Origin of the sequence: Kocuria dechangensis, assembly GCF_014636775.1 — a bacterium.
In the GTDB taxonomy this organism is placed as follows: Bacteria; Actinomycetota; Actinomycetes; order Actinomycetales; family Micrococcaceae; genus Kocuria; species Kocuria dechangensis.
Window position 1 is genome coordinate 170,411 of the sequence record NZ_BMEQ01000003.1, and the last position, 16,012, is coordinate 186,422.

The window sequence follows — 16,012 nt, forward strand, 5'->3', positions numbered from 1 at the left end:
GGGGGGGGAGAAGCTGATGTGCGGCTTTTCATCAGGGTACTGCGGACCGCTGGACTGACGGTGTCCGGCGCCGTCCCCATAAAGGCCCACAAAACAAAGGCCCACAAAACAAAGGCCCACAAAACAAAGGCCCACAAACCGTCGGGGCTCAGCGCAGGCGGCCGTCGCGCATGGTCACGGACCGGTAGGCGAGCGGGACGAACTCGGTGTCGTGGGTGACCACCACCGTGGCCGTGCCGAAGCGCCGGGTCGCGTGCACGAGCAGGTCGACGACCTCCAAGGCCCTGTTCATCTCCGAGGCCACGGTCAAGACGCACCTGGTGCACATCTACGACAAGCTCGGCGTGGACAACCGCACCCGGGCGGTCGACCGGGCCCGCGCCCGGCGCATCATCTGAGGGGGCGACCGGAGAGGGTGGCGTCATATCCCGGACCGCTTCGCCGTGTCTATGTACTTTCGTCCATTTGCAATGAAAAATACAGGAGGAACGAAGGGAGAAGGCATGCGCGTCACGGTGTTCGGAGTCGACAACCCGGTGGGGCGAGCGGTCGTCGACCACCTGTTCTGCCGGGGGTTCGAGGTGCAGGCGTTCGTGGTCGATCCGAGGTCCGCCGCGGGCCGGTGGGGGAGCGACGTGCGGGTGACGGTCGGGGACGTCACGGACCCGGCCGCGGTGGCCGAGGCCGTGGCCGGGAGCGAGGCGGTGATCAACGCCCTGGACCCCCGCCTGGACCGTCCTACCGCGGACGGGGCCCTGGTGCGGGCGACCACCCACATCGTCGCCGCGATGCAGGCCCGCGGTGTGCGCCGCTACATCGGTCTCGGCGGCCCGGTCACGGGGATCTCCCCGAACGAGCGGCCCTCCACGTGGCTGCGGGTCCACCGGTCCGTCATGGCGGCCCTCCATCCCCGGCGGTACCAGCAGAAGGAGCAGATGCTCGCCGTGGTCACCGGCGCCGACCTGGACTGGACGATCGTGCGGTTCGTCCACCGTGCCCCGGGCGCGGGGCACGGCGTGGGGTACGTGGGGCGCTTCGGGCACGACCACGTGGGCATGTGGACCACCGCCGCCGACATCGCCGGCTTCGCCGCCGCCCAGGTCCTGGAGCACCGCTTCATCGGTGCCGCCCCGGCCATCAGCCACTGAGGTCGCCGACGGTCCGGTCCACCGCCTGCACAGGGTCACAATGATGCGTGCCGCCCGGCCGCTCTGGAGAATGGACGCTGTGAGCTGGACCCGCGCCGGGTGCGGCCCGAGCGGAAGGCGGTGCCGTCCCATGGGTGGAGTGTTCCGCCACGAGCTCACGGTCTCGGACACGGAGGTGGTGGCCGCGCTGGGGGACCGGACCGGGATGCACTTCGGGTACAGCTCCACCGATCCGCGGTTCTCCTATCGTCTGTCCCGCGCCGGGGACGAGCGGATGGCCGTGTCCCAGGTGCACGTGGGCGGGGTGATGTCCCTGTGGGGGGACACCGGGACCTTCACGGTGGCCGAGGTGCACGGGGTCCGGTACGACTGGCAGACGCGGGAGGAGGCCGGCGCCGCCGCCGCGGGGTCGTCAGTGCTGTTCCGTCCCGGCCATCCGGCCCTGGCGGTGATCGAGGACGCGGACGTGACCCTTGCGCACCTGCCGGTGGAGCTGGTGCAGGAGACCGCCGACACCGTGTACGGCACCGACACCCCGGTGGCCTTCGCCTCCTCCGCCCCGGTCAGCGCCCGGCTGGGACAGTACTGGTCGCAGGTGGCGCACTGCGGGATGGGGCTGCTGGGCACGCAGGCCTTCGACGAGCCGCTGGTGCGCAGCCAGATCACCCGCCATCTCTCCGTGGGCCTGCTCGAGTGCTTCCGCCTGGTCGGGGACCGTCACGAGCGGTACCTGTCCATGGAGGCCCAGGCCCACCGGTACCGGCTCGCGGTGCAGTTCTTCGACGACTCCGCCCCGGACCCCATCACCGTCGAGGACGCCGCCCGCGCCGCCGGGACCACCACGCAGGCGCTGGTGCGGGCGTTCCGCGCCAACCACCCGCTGGGGCTGACCCCTGCGCAGTACCTCCGCCGGACCCGTCTGGACGCCGCCCACCGGGACCTGCAGGCCGCGGACCCCACCGCCGGGGACACCGTGAAGAAGATCGCAGCCCGCTGGGGGTTCGCCCACCCGGGCCGCTTCGCCCAGTACTACCGGCAGATCTACGGGGTCAGCCCACGCGACACCCTCTGCCGCTGACCGCTGCCCCGCCGGCCGGGCCCTGGTCCTCCCGGTGACGCGGCCGGCCACGCCGCGGACACCGAGAACCCCGAGACCGAGGAGCCACGACATGACCCCCGTCATCCGAGCACGCGGACTGGTGAAGGACTACGGCCCGGTCCGGGCCCTGCGCGGGGTCGACCTGGAGGTCCACCCCGGGGAGGTGTTCGGCTTCCTGGGCCCCAACGGGGCCGGCAAGTCGACCACCATCCGCCTGCTCGTGGACCTGCTGCGCCCCACGGCCGGCACCGTCGAGGTATTCGGTCTCACCCCGGCCGCGGGTGGAGCCGAGCTGCGGATGCGGATCGGGTACCTGCCGGGCGAGCTGGCCTTCCCGGCGCGCCTGGACGCCGGTGAGTACCTGAGACATCTCGCGGCCCTGCGCGGCGGGCGCGGGAGGCCCCGCATCGATGAGCTCGCCCAGCGGTTCTCCCTGGACCTGTCCCGTCCGCTGCAGGCACTGTCCAAGGGCAACAGACAGAAGGTGGGGCTGGTGCAGGCCTTCATGCACGAGCCGGACCTGCTCGTCCTCGACGAGCCGACCAGCGGCCTGGACCCGCTGCTCCAGCGGGAGTTCCGCCTGCTCGCCCAGAAGTCGGTCGCCCGCGGCGCCACGCTCTTCCTGTCCAGCCACATGCTGGGGGAGGTCGAAGAGGTCGCCGGGCGCGTGGCGATCATCCGTGAGGGCCGGGTCGTCGACGTCGACGACGTCAGGGCCCTGCGCGCCCGCGCAGGCCAGCAGGTGCTGCTGCGCTTCGCCGAACCGGTGTCCCTGGCGGAGTTCGACAGCCTGCCCGGGGTCCAGGACGCGGTCCTGGACCCCTCCGACGGGGTGAGCCTGAGCTGCCTGCTCCGCGGTGATCCCATGCCGCTGCTCCTCGCGGCCGCCCGGCACCGCGTGGTGCGCTGGCAGGTCCAGGACCGTGAGCTGGAGGACCTGTTCCTGGACTTCTACCGCGCACCGGACCGCACCCCCCCGCGGGACAGCGCGACGTCGGGTCCCGCCGGCACGGAGACCGGCACCGAGACCGGCACCGAGAAGGAGGCCGCGCGATGACCGCCCGAGAAGGAGGCCGCGCGACGACCGCCCCAGCAGGCACCGTGCTGACCGGTGTGCTGAGAACCCGTCGTCGGTCCCTGGTGCTGTGGGCGGTGGCCGTCTCGGCCGTCGCGACCCTGTACACCGCGTTCTACCCCAGCATCGGCGGGGACAAGATGGCGGTGATGATGCAGTCCATGCCGCCCGGGTTCATCACCGCGATGGGCTTCGACAGCATCTCCACCGCGGCCGGGTACGTCTCCTCGACGGTGTACTCCCTGCTCGGGGCCATCCTCACCCTGGTGTGCGCGATCGGGCTGGGCGCACGGCTGATCGCCGGCGACGAGGAGGACGGGACGCTCGAGCTGGAGCTGAGCGCACCGGTCTCGCGCCTCCAGCTCTACCTCGAGCGCCTGGCCGTGCTGTGGGTGGGCGTTCTCGTGCTGGTCGTCGCCCTCAGCACGGTCCTCGCCGTCCTCTCCGTGCTGCTGGAGCTGGAGCTGTCGCCGGTCAACCTGATCGCGGCCGGCACCGGTCTGCTGCTCTTCGGCGGCGCCCTGGGCACCGTGGCGTTCGCGACCGGGGCCGCGACCGGCCGGCGCGGGACCGCCCTCGCCGTGTCCGCGGCAGCGGCCGTCGTGGCCTATCTGCTCAGCTATCTCGGCCCGCTCGTGGACGCGCCCTGGATGGAGGATCTCTCCCCGTTCCACTGGTACATCGGTGGCCGTCCCCTGTCCACCGGCTTCGACTGGTCGGGCCTGGGTCTGCTGGCCGCCCTCGCCCTGGTGGCCGCCCTGGGCGGAGCCGCATCCTTCACCAGGCGCGACCTCATGGTCTGAGCCGCAGGGATCCGCGGGCGGCCCGGTCGGTCGGGGACGGAGCTCAGCCGCGCTTCTTCTCCGCGGCCTCGGCGGCCTCAGCAGCTTTCGCCGCCGCGAGGATCTCGGCGGCCTCGGGGTGCTCGGCGACGTAGTCCTCGTGCACCTCCTGGACGTTCAGGTCGATGCCCTGGATGTTCTTCGGGACCAGGGACACCGCGATGAGCGAGACGGTCGCGATGCCGGCGATGTACACGCCGATCGTCCAGGACATGCCCGTCTGGTTGAGCAGCAGCTGGGCGATCATCGGGGCGAAGGCACCACCGATGATGGAGCCGAACGCGTAGCCGATCGAGACGCCGGAGTAGCGCACCCGGGCCGGGAACATCTCGGCGTACAGGGCGGACTGCGGGCCGTAGGACGGGCCGAGGCCCACGGTCAGGATCACGATCGCCAGGGCGAACAGGGGCAGCGAGGCGGTGTCGAGCAGGAACCACATCGGTACGGCCCACAGGATGATGATCGCGTAGCCGATCTGGAAGGTGCGCACGCGCCCGATCTTGTCCGAGATCCAGCCGCCGAACATCGTGAAGACCAGCCAGCCCACGCCGCCGATGAGGGAGGCGACGAGGGTCTGCGAACGGGGCATCCCCAGGACGTTGGCGCCGTAGGAGGCGAAGAACGCGATGACCAGGTAGCCGGCCGCGTTGTTGGCCGCGAAGATCAGGGCCGCGAGCGTGACCTGCTTGGAGTTGTGCTTGAAGAGCTGGCCCAGCGGCGCCGAGGACTCCTTCTTGCGCAGCTGCATCTCCTTGAACACCGGGGACTCGTCCACGGTCTTGCGGATCAGGTAGCCCACGACGATGAGCACCACGGAGGACAGGAACGGGATGCGCCAGCCCCAGGCCGCGAAGTCCTCGGGGGACATCGCGGAGGTCAGGGCGAACATGAAGGTCGTCGCGAGCAGCATGCCCAGCGGCACGCCGATCTGCGGGTACGCGCCGAAGAGCCCGCGCTTGTGCCGCGGCGCGTGCTCCACGGCCATCAGCGCCGCGCCGCCCCACTCGCCGCCGGCGGAGAAGCCCTGCATGATGCGCAGGAGCACCAGGAAGATCGGGGCCCACACGCCGATCGCGGCGTAGGTCGGCAGCAGGCCGATCAGCATGGTCGCCGCCCCCATGCCCACGAGGGTGAGGACCAGGACGATCTTGCGGCCGTACTTGTCGCCCAGGTGGCCGGCCACGACCGCGCCCAGCGGACGGAACAGGAAGCTGATGCCCAGGGAGGCCCAGGCGACGACCTGGGCGAGGCCGGCGTTGTCCTCGGACAGCGGGGAGAAGTACAGCGGTGCCAGGACGAAGGCGGCGGCCTGGGCGTAGATGAAGAAGTCGTACCACTCGATGGTGGTGCCCACGAGGGTGCCGGCGAGGACCTTGCGCTCCTCGTGGGACATCTCGTGCCGCCCGGCGGGGGCGGAGGTGTCGTGCGCCATGGGATCTCCAGTGTGATCGGGGACTGACGTGTCCTCGGGAGCCGAACGCCTAGTGACCGAACGTTCGGTATTGGGAGTGATACTACGGGCGGAAGTGAACTGTGTCACCACTCGGGCCGGATGATCAAAGGATGTATCAGAATTGTGACACAGGGCACCCTCCGCGCAGAACATGACGGTCGCCCGCCGGGAGACGGGGAGCTCCGGCGGTGCGGGGACCGCAGAACGCCGCAGGGCCCGGTCCTCGGGAGGACCGGGCCCTGCGGCGTGGCGGGGGCGTGAGGGGCGGGGGCTCAGCGGTAGAGCCGCTCCGTGGCCAGGCGCGCGCCCTCGACGAGGGACTCGAGCTTGGCCCAGGCGATCTGCGGGTGCAGGCGCCCGCCCAGCCCGCAGTCGGTCGAGGCGACGACGTTCTCGCGGCCCACGACCGCGGCGAACTGCTCGATCCGGTCGGCCACCAGCTCCGGGTGCTCCACGACGTTCGTCGAGTGGGAGACCACGCCGGGGATGATGACCCGGCCCTCGGGCAGCGTGTGGTCCTTCCAGACCTTCCACTCGTGGGCGTGGCGGGCAGAGGCGCCCTCGAAGGTGTAGCCGCCCGCGTTGATGGTCAGCATCAGGTCCACGAGGTACTTCAGCTCGAGGTCCGTGGTGTGCGGGCCGTGCCAGGAGCCCCAGCACAGGTGGAAGCGGACCTGCTCCTCGGGGATCCCCCGCAGCGCGTGGTTGAGCGCCTCGACACGCAGCTGCGTGAACGCCAGGTAGTCCTCGACCGTGGGCTCGGGGTTGATCTGGTCCCAGGACTCCGCGATGGAGGGGTCGTCGATCTGCACGACCAGCCCCGCTCCGGTGATCGCCAGGTACTCCTCGCGCATCGCGTCGGCGCACGCGTAGACGAGCTCCTCGTCGGTCCTGTAGTACTCGTTCGTCACGCGCGCCGCGGAACCGGGGGAGAGCGCGGCGACGAACCCGGTCCCGCCGCCCGTGGCCTGCAGGGCGGCCTTGAGGCTGCGGATGTCCGAGGCCACGGCCTCCTGGCCGGTGTAGCTGAGCGGCCCGGTGATCTTGGGCTGCTTGGTCGAGGACCGTCCGGTGAGGATGCCCGACGCCGGGTCCTCGTACGCCTCCCGGAAGCGCTCGCGGTCCCGGCGGTCCGGGAAGCTCGTGAGCACGATGCTGCCGGGGGAGGAGCGCTTCTGCTCGGTGGACGCCCATCGGTCCTCGTCGGACGGGGTGAGCCCGCCGAGGCGGCCGAAGGAGTAGTTCCACCAGGCGCCGTAGTCCACGGCGCTGGACATGGTGTGCCCGTACTCGCCGTCGTTGACGACGTCCACGCCGATCTCGCGCTGCCGGCGCACCACGTCCTCGACGCCCGCGGCGAGCTCGTCGGTGAGCTGCTCGAACGTGATGGCGCCGTCGGCGTACTGCTGGTTGGCCTCCAGCAGCCGCGGGGTGCGCGGCAGGGAGCCCACGTGGGTGGTCTGCACGTGGTCGGTGTTCTGCATGGTCATGCGTTTCCTCCTCGGGAACGGCGGGAAAGACGGGGGAGCGCCGGGCGGGCCGGGCCGGCGCCGGTCAGGACCAGAGGCGGCGGGAGGCGAGCTCGGCGCCGCGGGCGAGGGTCTCGAGCTTGGCGGCGGCGATCTGCGGGTGGATGCGCCCGCCCAGTCCGCAGTCGGTCGAGGCGATGACGTTCTCGCGGCCCACCTGGCGGGCGAAGCGCTCGATGCGGTCGGCCACCAGCTCCGGGTGCTCCACGACGTTGGTCGCGTGGGAGACGATCCCCGGGATGATGACCTTGCCCTCGGGCAGCTCGTGGTCCTGCCAGACCTTCCACTCGTGCTCGTGCCGGGCGTTGGCTGCCTCGAAGCTGTAGCCGCCGGCCCGGATGGAGAGCATGAGCTCCACCAGGTGCTCGAACCCGAGGTCGGTGGTGTGCGGGCCGTGCCAGGAGCCCCAGCACAGGTGGAAGCGGACCTGCTCCTCCGGGATGCCCTCGAGGGCGTAGTTGAGGGCCTCGACGCGCTTGCGGGTGAACGCGAGGTAGTCCTCCACGCCGGGCTCGGGGTTGACCTGGTCCCAGTTCTCCGCGATGGAGGGGTCGTCGATCTGCACGACCAGCCCGGCGTCGGTGATCGCCCGGTACTCCTCGCGCATCACCTCGGCGCAGGCGGCCAGGACCTCGTCCTCGTCCGCGTAGTGGGTGTTCTCCAGCCGGGCGCAGGAGCCCGGGGACAGTGCGGCGAGGTACCCCTCGCTCGCCCCCGTGGCCTGCAGGGCGGCCTTGAGGTTGCGGATGTCGGCCTCCACCGCCGCGTGGCCCGTGTACTCCAGCTTCCCGGTGATCTTCGGGAACGGCGCCTGCTTGCCGGTGGTGATCCCCGAGGTGGGGTCCGTGTAGGCGTCGTTGAAGGTCTGGCGGTCCCTGCGGTCCCCGAAGCTCGTCAGGACGACGTGGCCGGGGGAGGAGCGCTGCGGCTCCTGCTCCCACAGCCCCACCTCGCCGGGGGTCAGCCCCGAGATCCGGGCGAAGACGTAGTGCCACCACGCGCCGTAGTCGACCTCCGAGGCCATGACGTGGCCGTACTCGCCGTCGTTGACCACGTCGATCCCGGCCTCGCGCTGCCGCCGGACCACGTCGACCACGGAGTCCTGGAGGAGCTGGTCGTACTCCGCCTCCGGGACGCTGCCCTTCGCCCGGTTGGCCTCGAGCAGCGCCGGGGTGCGCGGGAGAGACCCGGCGTGGGTCGTGAGGATGCGCTCGGCGCTGTGCAGCATGGGGTGCTGTCCTTTCCATCGGTTCTGGCGGTAGCACCGGGGGCGCCGGACAGGGGTCCGTGCGCCCGGGTTGCTGCGGCGTCGTCGAGCCAGGTCTCTCGGCCGCTCTGGATGGTGACGTTGTCATCCAATCGCACGCGTCCGTGTTGCGCCATTCGGCGCCCGGATGACGGACATGACGCCGTGTGACGCGACCCGGTGCGCTCTCCCGGGCGGCACTGTCCTTCGCGAACATGGCCTGGATCACATACCGTGGCGGTGATCCGTGCCCCTCACCCCGCGGGCACGACGGACCAGAGGAAGGACCCCCATGTCCCAGACGCCCCAGCAGCAGGACCTCGAGGGCCGCACGGCGCTCGTCACCGGCGGCGCGAGCGGCATCGGCCTGGCGGCGGCCCGGGCCCTCGCCGGCTCCGGCGCGCACGTGGTCGTGGCCGACGTCGACGAGGCCGGCGCGCAGCGCGTCGCGGACGAGCTCGGCGGCCGCGCGTGGGCCGTCGACCTGCTCGACACCGCGGCGCTCGCGGACCTCAGCCTCGAGGTCGACGTCCTCGTGAACAACGCCGGCATCCAGAAGGTCGCCCCCATCCAGGAGTTCGATCCCGCGGACTTCCACCGGATCCTGGTGCTGATGCTGGAGTCCCCGTTCCTGCTGGTCCGCGCCGCGCTGCCGCACATGTACGAGCGGGGGTGGGGGCGGGTCGTCAACGTCTCGTCCGTCCACGGCCTGCGCGCCTCGCCGTACAAGAGCGCCTACGTCTCGGCGAAGCACGGCCTGGAGGGGCTGTCCAAGACCATCGCGATGGAGGGCGCGGCCCACGGGGTGACCAGCAACTGCGTCAACCCCGGCTACGTGCGCACCCCGCTCGTCGAGAAGCAGGTCGCGGACCAGGCGAAGGTGCACGGCATCCCCGAGTCCGAGGTCGTGGAGCGGATCATGCTCGGCGAGACGCCGATCAAGAAGCTCGTGGACCCGGAGGACGTCGGCAGCCTCGTGGCGTGGCTGGCCGGCCCGCACGCGGCGATGGTCACCGGCGCCTCCTACACGATGGACGGCGGCTGGACGGCGCGCTGAGGGCCCGGGGCCGGTGGCCCGCTCAGCGGTGGCCCAGCTCGCGGGAGAGCCGGTGGGCCTCCGCGAGCAGCGCCCGGCCCAGCAGCGCCCGGCGCTCGCCGGCGAACCGCGGCTCGATCCCCGTGAGGCTCAGCGCGTAGACGGGCCTGCCGGTCGCGTCGAAGACGGCCGCGGCCATGCCCCAGCTGCCCTCCACGATCATGCCCGGGTTCACGGCGTAGCCCTGCCGTCGCACGTCCGCCAGCAGCTCCCGGATCCGCTCCGGGGTGTGCAGGGGGCCCCACTCGGCGCGCGCCTGCGCGCCGGCGGCGAGGACGCGCTCCACCTCGTCCTCGGGCAGGTGCGCGAGGATCGCGAGGCCCGCCGACGCCACGCCCAGGGGCAGCCGCAGGCCCTCGTAGAGCACGTGGGAGCGGATGGGGAACGCGCCCTCCACGCGGGCCAGGCACACCGTCTCGGGGCCCCGGCGCGCCGACAGGAACGCGCTCTCGCCCGTGGCCTCCGCGAGCCGGCGCAGGGACGGGCCGGCGAGCTCCCGGATGGGGTAGCGGTGGGCCGCGACGGCGCCCAGCACGTAGAGCTCCGGGCCCAGCTGCCACGTGCCGGTCTCGGCGGAGCGGTCCACGAGGCCCTCCGCGGCCAGGCCCGTCAGCAGCCGGTGCACGGTGGGGCGGGTCAGCCCCGTGGCCGCCGCGAGCTCGGCGGCCGTGCTGCCCTGCTCGCGCCCCGCGATGGCCTTCAGCAGCCGCGCGGTCCGGTGCACCACCTGGGTGCCGGAGCCGCCGGCGGACTTCTCCCCGGTCTTCCCCGTCATGTACTCCACTATATGGACACTCGGCACCGCTTTGGCCGGATGCTGAGCGGATCGCCCGCAATTGCGGGGGAACCGTTGACCGGTATGTGGTGGGTTCCTAGATTGAGTGGTAGGTCGACATTCACCGACAGGAAGGGACGAGGGTGTCCAAGGTCAGAGAGAACGCCGCACAGCTGCTGGCGGAGCACTTGCAGGACGGCATGACGCTCGCCGTGGGCGGGTTCGGGCTCAGCGGGATCCCGCGGGACCTCATCGAGGCGGTCCGGGACTCGGGGGTCACCGACCTCACGGTGGTCTCGAACAACATGGGCGTGGACGGCAAGGGTCTCGGCATCCTGCTCGAGAACCGCCAGGTGAAGAAGGTGCTCGCCTCCTACGTGGGCGAGAACAAGCAGTTCGCCCGGCAGTACCTCGACGGCGAGCTCGAGGTCGAGTTCAACCCGCAGGGCACCCTGGCCGAGCGGCTGCGCGCCGGCGGCGCGGGCATCCCGGCGTTCTACACGAAGACCGGCGTGGGCACCCTCGTGGCCGAGGGCAAGCCGCACGCCGAGTTCGACGGCGAGACGTACGTCCAGGAGCGCGGCATCGTCGCGGACATCGCCCTGGTCCACGCCTGGAAGGGCGACCGGGACGGGAACCTCGTCTACCGCTACACCGCGCGCAACTTCAACCCCGTCGTCGCGACCGCCGGGAAGGTGACCTTCGCCGAGGTCGAGCACCTCGTGGAGGTCGGCGAGCTCCACCCCGACCACGTCGTGACCCCGGGCGTCTTCGTCCAGCACGTCGTGCAGTACAGCGGCGCGCCCAAGGACATCGAGCAGCGCACCGTCCGCCCCCGGCCCGTGGCGGCCGGGCAGTCCCACCAGCAGAACGGAGGCCAGGCATGAGCTGGACCCGCGACGAGATGGCGGCCATCGCCGCCACCGAGCTCTCCGACGGCGACTACGTCAACCTCGGCATCGGCATCCCCACCCTCGTGGCCAACAACCTGCCCGAGGGCGTCAACGTGGTGCTGCAGTCCGAGAACGGGGTGCTGGGCATGGGCCCGTTCCCCTACGAGGGCGACGAGGACCCCGACCTCATCAACGCCGGCAAGCAGACCATCACGCTGCTGCCCGGGGCGTCGATCTTCGACTCCGCCACCTCCTTCGGGATGATCCGGGGCGGGCACGTCAAGGTCGCCATCCTGGGCGCCATGCAGGTCTCCGGCACCGGCGACCTCGCCAACTGGACGATCCCCGGCAAGATGGTCAAGGGGATGGGCGGGGCCATGGACCTCGTCGCCGGCACGCCGCGCGTCGTCGTCCTGACCGACCACGTGGCCAAGGACGGCTCCGCCAAGATCAAGACCGAGTGCGACCTCCCGCTGACCGGCGTGGGCGTCGTCGACCGGATCATCACCGACCTGTGCGTCTTCGACGTCGAGGAGGACGGGCTCGTGCTGCGCGCCCTCGCCCCCGGGGTCACCGAGGACGAGGTCCGCGAGAAGACCGAGGCGGCCTTCCGCACCGACCTGCAGGACGTCGCCCCCGCCTCCGTCCCCACCGAGACCGCCGCCGCGAGCGGCGCTGAGGAGAACCGATGAGCACCGCCACCGAAGTCGTCATCCTGTCCGGGGCCCGCACCCCGCAGGGCAAGATCCTGGGCCAGCTCGCCTCCTTCACGGCGGCCCAGCTGGGCTCCCACGCGATCAGCTGCGCGCTCGAGCGCGCCGGGGTCGCCCCCGACCAGGTCGACTACGTCCTCATGGGCCACGTCCTGCAGGCCGGCGCCGGCCAGAACCCCGCGCGCCAGGCCGCCGTGGGCGCGGGCATCCCGCTGAACGTCCCCGCCGAGACGGTGAACAAGGTCTGCCTGTCCGGGCTCGTCGCGATCACCAACGCGGCGCGCATGATCCGCGCCGGGGAGGCCGAGATCGTCGTCGCCGGCGGCCAGGAGTCCATGACCAACGCCCCGCACGTCGCCATGGGGGTGCGCCAGGGCAAGACCTACGGGGACCTCAAGCTCGAGGACTCAGTGGCCAGGGACGGCCTGGTCGACGCGGCCGCCTCGGTGTCCATGGGCCAGCTCACCGAGTCCGGCAACACCGAGCGGCAGATCTCCCGCGAGGAGCAGGACGACGTCGCCGCGAAGAGCCACCAGCGGGCGGCCCGGGCCACCGACGAGGGCGTGTTCGAGCGGGAGATCGCCCCCGTGTCCGTCCCGCAGCGCAAGGGCGACCCGCTCGTCGTCGACATCGACCAGGGCGTGCGCCCCGACTCCAGCGCGGAGTCCATGGCGAAGCTGCGCCCCGCGTTCGAGAAGGACGGCACGATCACCGCCGGCAACTCCTCGCCGCTGTCGGACGGCGCCGCCGCGGTGGTGCTGACCACCCGCGAGTACGCGGAGCGCAACGGCCTCGAGTGGCTCGCCGTCGTCGGCGCCCCCGGCCAGGTGGCCGGTCCCGACACCTCACTGCACTCCCAGCCGTCGCGGGCGATCGAGGCGGCCGTGGCGAAGGCCGGCTGGTCCGTGCAGGACCTCGACTTCATCGAGATCAACGAGGCGTTCGCGTCCGTGCTGATCCAGTCCCTGCGCGACCTCGACTACCCGCTGGAGAAGGCCAACATCCACGGCGGCGCCGTGGCGGTGGGCCACCCGATCGGCGCGTCCGGGGCCCGGCTGGCGCTGCACGCGGCATTCGAGCTCTCCCGCCGGGGGTCCGGCAAGGCCGCGGTGTCGCTGTGCGGCGGCGGCGGGCAGGGCGAGGCGCTGCTGCTCTACCGCGACTGAGCCCCGCTCCGCCCGGCGCGGACGGCCCCGGTTCCCTCAGGAGCCGGGGCCGTCCGCGTCCGCCTGCTCCCGCTCCTGTTCCTGCTCCTGTTCCTGCTCCGCCCGCGAGCGCGCCAGGTCCAGGAACGCCTGGGCCGCGCGGCTCAGCGGGGCGGCGCCGCTCCAGGCCGCCACGACGCGGACCGGCGCGAGAGCGGGGAACCCGATCTCCCGGACGACGACCCTAAGCCCCTCGTGGGTCAGGTCCGTCTCCGGCTGCTGGAGCGTGATCGCCCAGCCGAGGCCCCGCCCGACGAAGGAGCGGACGGTCTCGAAGTTCTGGGACCGGTAGCGGATCTGCGGGCCGGTGCCGGCGGCGCGGAAGACGGAGTCGACGTGCTGGACGGCGAGCGGGAGGTCCAGCGAGACGAAGGGCTCGGCGGCCAGCGCCCGCAGGTCCACCGGTCCGGGCTCCCGGGCGGCCCAGTGGTCCTCCGGCAGCATGACGCCGGCGCGGCAGGAGGCGAGCGGCAGCCGCTCGAGCTCCGGGGGCACGCCGATGTCGTAGGTGAGCATCAGGTCCAGGGTGCCGGCGACCACGTCCGGGGCCAGGCGGTCGAGCTGGTCCTCGCGGAAGTGCAGGCGCGCCTCGGGGTGCGCCGAGAGGAACGCCTGCAGCAGCGAGGGCATCAGCGAGGGGCCCAGGCTGGAGAAGCAGCCCACCGACACCGCCCCGCGGACCACGCCGTCGCCGGAGGCCTCCTCGTAGAGCGACTGCGCCTGGGCCAGGATCGCGCGGCACAGGGGGGCCACGGACTGCCCGGTGGGCGTGAGCTGGATGCCCTGGGCGCGGCGGCGCACCATGAGCCGGGCCCCGAGCGTCCGCTCGAGCTGCGTCACGGCCAGGGAGACGGCCGTCTGGGAGATCCAGAGCCTGCCGGCGGCCGCGCTGATGGACCCGGCGTCGGCCACCGCGAGGAAGATCTGCAGCTGCCGCAGGGTGAAGGGCGGTGCGCCGGTGGGCCCGGGCGGGTCGGCTCCCTCGGGGGCGTCGTGGTCGCGGATGGTCACCTCCGGGGTCGGGGCGGGAGGGGTCAGCGCTGCTGCGCGGCCAGGTCGAGGGCCTCCTGGATGGCGGCGGGCTCGGGGTGGTTCATGGCGAGCAGCAGCACGGCCTTGGCCAGGAACGCGATCCGGCCCGCGTCGTCCTCGGCGGCGTCGAGGCCCTCGCTGATGCCGCGCCAGACCGTCTCGACGGTCTCGGCCTCCGGGTCCGGGGTGCGGGTGCGGCGCTCGGTCACGTGCCGGCTGCCGGTGCGGCCGGCGGCGACCCCGGCGGCGATCGTCGCCGGGTCGGTGGTCTCCTCCGGGGCCAGCACCGCGACGACGAGGCCCTCCGGGCGCACGACGACGACGTGCTCGCCCTCGATGCCGAGCAGGCCCCGGTCCGCGGCGCTCAGCTCGAGCGCCGTGGCCCCCTCGGCGGGGAACTGCGCGGCGAAGGCCTCGGCGGTGCGCCGGGCGAGCCCGGCCGTCGCCGGGGTGCCGATGACGGTGAACCCCGGGCCCGTGGCGTGGTACAGGGTGCTCCCGAGATCGGGCAGGCGAGTGTCCGCGACGGGGTCGCCGGGGTGGACGCCGGCCTGCGCCCCGGGGGTGCCCCAGTTGATGGCCGCGCCGCGGGCGTGGGTGGCCGAGGACTGCCGGGGGTCCACCAGGTGGCGCAGCTCCGGGCGGAAGCCGATCAGCGGCAGGACCGCCTCGCGGGAGGCCTTGTAGCCGAAGCTGCCCGGGGTCATGAACAGCGTGCTCAGCGTGGCGTTGGAGATGTTCTGCTCCCACGCGTACCGGCGCTCCGCGGCGTAGTCGTCCAGCAGCGCGGCGTCCGCGGAGCCGGTGACGACGGCGGCCAGCTGCCAGGCGGCGGTGGCGGCGTCCTCGAGCCCGGAGTTCATCCCGCGCACCCCGAAGATCGGCACGAGGTGGGCGGCGTCGCCGACGAACAGGACGCTGCCGTGGCGGAAGCTCTCCAGGGCCAGCGCGCGGGCGCTGTAGAGGCTGGACCAGACCATCTCCCACTGCGCGTCCTTCTCGCCGAGCCACTCCAGGTGCTCGGTGATGCGGGCGCGGATCACCTCGGGGCGCTGCTCGTGCTCGGCGTCGTCCTCGTCGCGCAGCTGGTAGTCGATCCGCCAGATGTCGTCGGGCTGCTTGTGCATGATGATCGTCGAGCCGCGGTTGGACTCGGGGTCGAACCACACGAAGCGCTCCGTGGGCCAGTCGTTGACCCACTTGATGTCGGCGATGACGTAGCGGCCCTCGTAGCTGGTCCCCTCCAGCCGCAGGCCCAGGGAGCGGCGCACGGCGCTGCGGGCGCCGTCGGCGGCGGCGACCCAGGAGGTGGTCAGGGTCCGCTCGCCGTCCGGGGTGGCCACGCTCAGCTCCACGAGCCGGTCGCTGCCGTTGACCGGGGCGTCCGCCGGGCGCTCGCGGACACCGGTCACCTCGCACGAGGTCAGCACCGTGGCGAGCTCCTCGGCCAGCAGCGCCTCGTAGAGGTACTGCTCCACGTCCGCCTGGGAGAGGTTGACCATCGGGGGCCGGACGAACTTCTCGTCGTTGGGCATGACGAACTCGAGCACCTGCTGGTCCCGGTAGAAGCTCTTGCCGCGGTCCCAGACCAGGGACCGGTCCTGGACGCGGTCCCCGACACCGAGCCGGTCGAGGATCTCCAGGGAGTGCCGGGAGGTGCAGATCGCCCGGGAGCCCACCGAGACGGTGTCACGGGCCTCCACGAGGACGACGGGGACGCCCCGCTTCACGAGCCCCAGGGCGGTGGCCAGCCCCCCGGGCCCGCCGCCGACCACGGTCACCGCGTGCACCTCGTCCCAGAACCCGGGCGCGGGCGGGGTGTGGGGGACCGAGAAGGAATTGAGGGCGCTCATGGGATCTCCTGGTAGAGGTTCTGCTGCCAGACCGATGTTAGGCGCGCCACATC

Annotated in this window: 14 protein-coding genes, 1 pseudogene and 1 riboswitch; of the genes and pseudogenes, 9 read left to right on the forward strand and 6 right to left on the reverse strand. The window is 72.2% G+C overall.

What is annotated here, in order from left to right; genetic code table 11:
* Positions 1-278: 278 nt before the first annotated feature.
* From IEW07_RS04470 to IEW07_RS04490, 5 genes and pseudogenes are all read left to right on the forward strand, one after another.
* A pseudogene (locus IEW07_RS04470) lies at positions 279-398 on the forward strand (helix-turn-helix transcriptional regulator); the annotation flags it as partial.
* Between the two features lie 105 nt (positions 399-503).
* Positions 504-1,148 (forward strand): NAD(P)-dependent oxidoreductase, encoded by a 645-nt coding sequence (locus IEW07_RS04475; RefSeq protein ID WP_188534683.1) that lies wholly within the window; start codon positions 504-506, stop codon positions 1,146-1,148.
* A 130-nt stretch (positions 1,149-1,278) separates the two neighbouring features.
* Positions 1,279-2,226, forward strand: coding sequence for a helix-turn-helix transcriptional regulator (locus IEW07_RS04480; protein ID WP_188534685.1), 948 nt, complete (start codon positions 1,279-1,281; stop codon positions 2,224-2,226).
* Between the two features lie 91 nt (positions 2,227-2,317).
* On the forward strand, positions 2,318-3,304 hold the full coding sequence (locus tag IEW07_RS04485) for an ABC transporter ATP-binding protein (protein ID WP_188534687.1): 987 nt from the start codon (positions 2,318-2,320) through the stop codon (positions 3,302-3,304).
* Complete coding sequence (locus tag IEW07_RS04490) at positions 3,301-4,125, forward strand: efflux permease Rv1217c-related protein (RefSeq protein WP_188534688.1); 825 nt, start codon at positions 3,301-3,303, stop codon at positions 4,123-4,125. Before IEW07_RS04485 ends, IEW07_RS04490 begins: the two co-directional genes overlap by 4 nt.
* A 43-nt stretch (positions 4,126-4,168) precedes the next feature.
* Here the strand turns inward: IEW07_RS04490 and IEW07_RS04495 are convergent, their stop codons facing one another.
* From IEW07_RS04495 to IEW07_RS04505, 3 genes are all read right to left on the reverse strand, one after another.
* Entirely contained in the window at positions 4,169-5,596 is a 1,428-nt protein-coding gene (locus IEW07_RS04495; protein ID WP_188534690.1) for an MFS transporter, read from the reverse strand.
* Positions 5,597-5,889: 293 nt separating this feature from the next.
* Complete coding sequence (locus tag IEW07_RS04500) at positions 5,890-7,107, reverse strand: cobalamin-independent methionine synthase II family protein (protein ID WP_188534692.1); 1,218 nt, start codon at positions 7,105-7,107, stop codon at positions 5,890-5,892.
* Positions 7,108-7,171: 64 nt separating this feature from the next.
* A complete protein-coding gene (locus tag IEW07_RS04505; RefSeq protein WP_188534694.1) occupies positions 7,172-8,374 on the reverse strand; it encodes a cobalamin-independent methionine synthase II family protein in 1,203 nt (400 codons plus the stop codon).
* Between the two features lie 12 nt (positions 8,375-8,386).
* Positions 8,387-8,492: riboswitch (SAM riboswitch) on the reverse strand.
* A gap of 192 nt (positions 8,493-8,684) precedes the next feature.
* Here IEW07_RS04505 and IEW07_RS04510 point away from each other — a divergent pair.
* Entirely contained in the window at positions 8,685-9,449 is a 765-nt protein-coding gene (locus tag IEW07_RS04510; RefSeq protein WP_188534696.1) for a 3-hydroxybutyrate dehydrogenase, read from the forward strand.
* Between the two features lie 22 nt (positions 9,450-9,471).
* Here IEW07_RS04510 and IEW07_RS04515 read toward each other — a convergent pair whose 3' ends face one another.
* Positions 9,472-10,263, reverse strand: coding sequence for an IclR family transcriptional regulator (locus tag IEW07_RS04515; protein WP_188534698.1), 792 nt, complete (start codon positions 10,261-10,263; stop codon positions 9,472-9,474).
* 143 nt (positions 10,264-10,406) lie between these two features.
* Between IEW07_RS04515 and IEW07_RS04520 the strand changes: the two genes are divergently transcribed.
* Genes IEW07_RS04520 through IEW07_RS04530 form a run of 3 tightly spaced genes read left to right on the forward strand, consistent with a single transcriptional unit; the run spans position 10,407 to position 13,035 of the window.
* Positions 10,407-11,150 carry a CoA transferase subunit A gene (locus IEW07_RS04520; protein ID WP_188534700.1) on the forward strand — a complete coding sequence of 248 codons (744 nt, stop codon included), beginning with the start codon at positions 10,407-10,409 and terminating at the stop codon, positions 11,148-11,150.
* Positions 11,147-11,848 carry a CoA transferase subunit B gene (locus IEW07_RS04525; RefSeq protein ID WP_188534702.1) on the forward strand — a complete coding sequence of 234 codons (702 nt, stop codon included), beginning with the start codon at positions 11,147-11,149 and terminating at the stop codon, positions 11,846-11,848. Before IEW07_RS04520 ends, IEW07_RS04525 begins: the two co-directional genes overlap by 4 nt.
* Complete coding sequence (locus IEW07_RS04530; RefSeq protein WP_188534704.1) at positions 11,845-13,035, forward strand: acetyl-CoA C-acetyltransferase; 1,191 nt, start codon at positions 11,845-11,847, stop codon at positions 13,033-13,035. Before IEW07_RS04525 ends, IEW07_RS04530 begins: the two co-directional genes overlap by 4 nt.
* 36 nt (positions 13,036-13,071) lie before the next feature.
* Here IEW07_RS04530 and IEW07_RS04535 read toward each other — a convergent pair whose 3' ends face one another.
* Together IEW07_RS04535 and IEW07_RS04540 are read right to left on the reverse strand one after the other, a co-directional pair.
* Positions 13,072-14,085, reverse strand: a complete 1,014-nt coding sequence (locus tag IEW07_RS04535) for a LysR substrate-binding domain-containing protein (protein ID WP_188534706.1) — start codon at positions 14,083-14,085, stop codon at positions 13,072-13,074.
* 23 nt (positions 14,086-14,108) lie between these two features.
* Entirely contained in the window at positions 14,109-15,959 is a 1,851-nt protein-coding gene (locus IEW07_RS04540; protein ID WP_188534708.1) for an FAD-dependent monooxygenase, read from the reverse strand.
* Between the last annotated feature and the right edge of the window lie 53 nt (positions 15,960-16,012).

Excerpts from the sequence above, each read along its gene's own strand:
- IEW07_RS04475 (WP_188534683.1), top strand. The coding sequence starts at position 504 with ATGCGCGTCACGGTGTTCGGAGTCGACAACCCGGTGGGGCGAGCGGTC.
- IEW07_RS04480 (WP_188534685.1), top strand. The coding sequence starts at position 1,279 with ATGGGTGGAGTGTTCCGCCACGAGCTCACGGTCTCGGACACGGAGGTG.
- IEW07_RS04485 (WP_188534687.1), top strand. The coding sequence starts at position 2,318 with ATGACCCCCGTCATCCGAGCACGCGGACTGGTGAAGGACTACGGCCCG.
- IEW07_RS04490 (WP_188534688.1), top strand. The coding sequence starts at position 3,301 with ATGACCGCCCGAGAAGGAGGCCGCGCGACGACCGCCCCAGCAGGCACC.
- IEW07_RS04495 (WP_188534690.1), bottom strand. The coding sequence starts at position 5,596 with ATGGCGCACGACACCTCCGCCCCCGCCGGGCGGCACGAGATGTCCCAC.
- IEW07_RS04500 (WP_188534692.1), bottom strand. The coding sequence starts at position 7,107 with ATGACCATGCAGAACACCGACCACGTGCAGACCACCCACGTGGGCTCC.
- IEW07_RS04505 (WP_188534694.1), bottom strand. The coding sequence starts at position 8,374 with ATGCTGCACAGCGCCGAGCGCATCCTCACGACCCACGCCGGGTCTCTC.
- IEW07_RS04510 (WP_188534696.1), top strand. The coding sequence starts at position 8,685 with ATGTCCCAGACGCCCCAGCAGCAGGACCTCGAGGGCCGCACGGCGCTC.
- IEW07_RS04515 (WP_188534698.1), bottom strand. The coding sequence starts at position 10,263 with ATGACGGGGAAGACCGGGGAGAAGTCCGCCGGCGGCTCCGGCACCCAG.
- IEW07_RS04525 (WP_188534702.1), top strand. The coding sequence starts at position 11,147 with ATGAGCTGGACCCGCGACGAGATGGCGGCCATCGCCGCCACCGAGCTC.
- IEW07_RS04530 (WP_188534704.1), top strand. The coding sequence starts at position 11,845 with ATGAGCACCGCCACCGAAGTCGTCATCCTGTCCGGGGCCCGCACCCCG.
- IEW07_RS04540 (WP_188534708.1), bottom strand. The coding sequence starts at position 15,959 with ATGAGCGCCCTCAATTCCTTCTCGGTCCCCCACACCCCGCCCGCGCCC.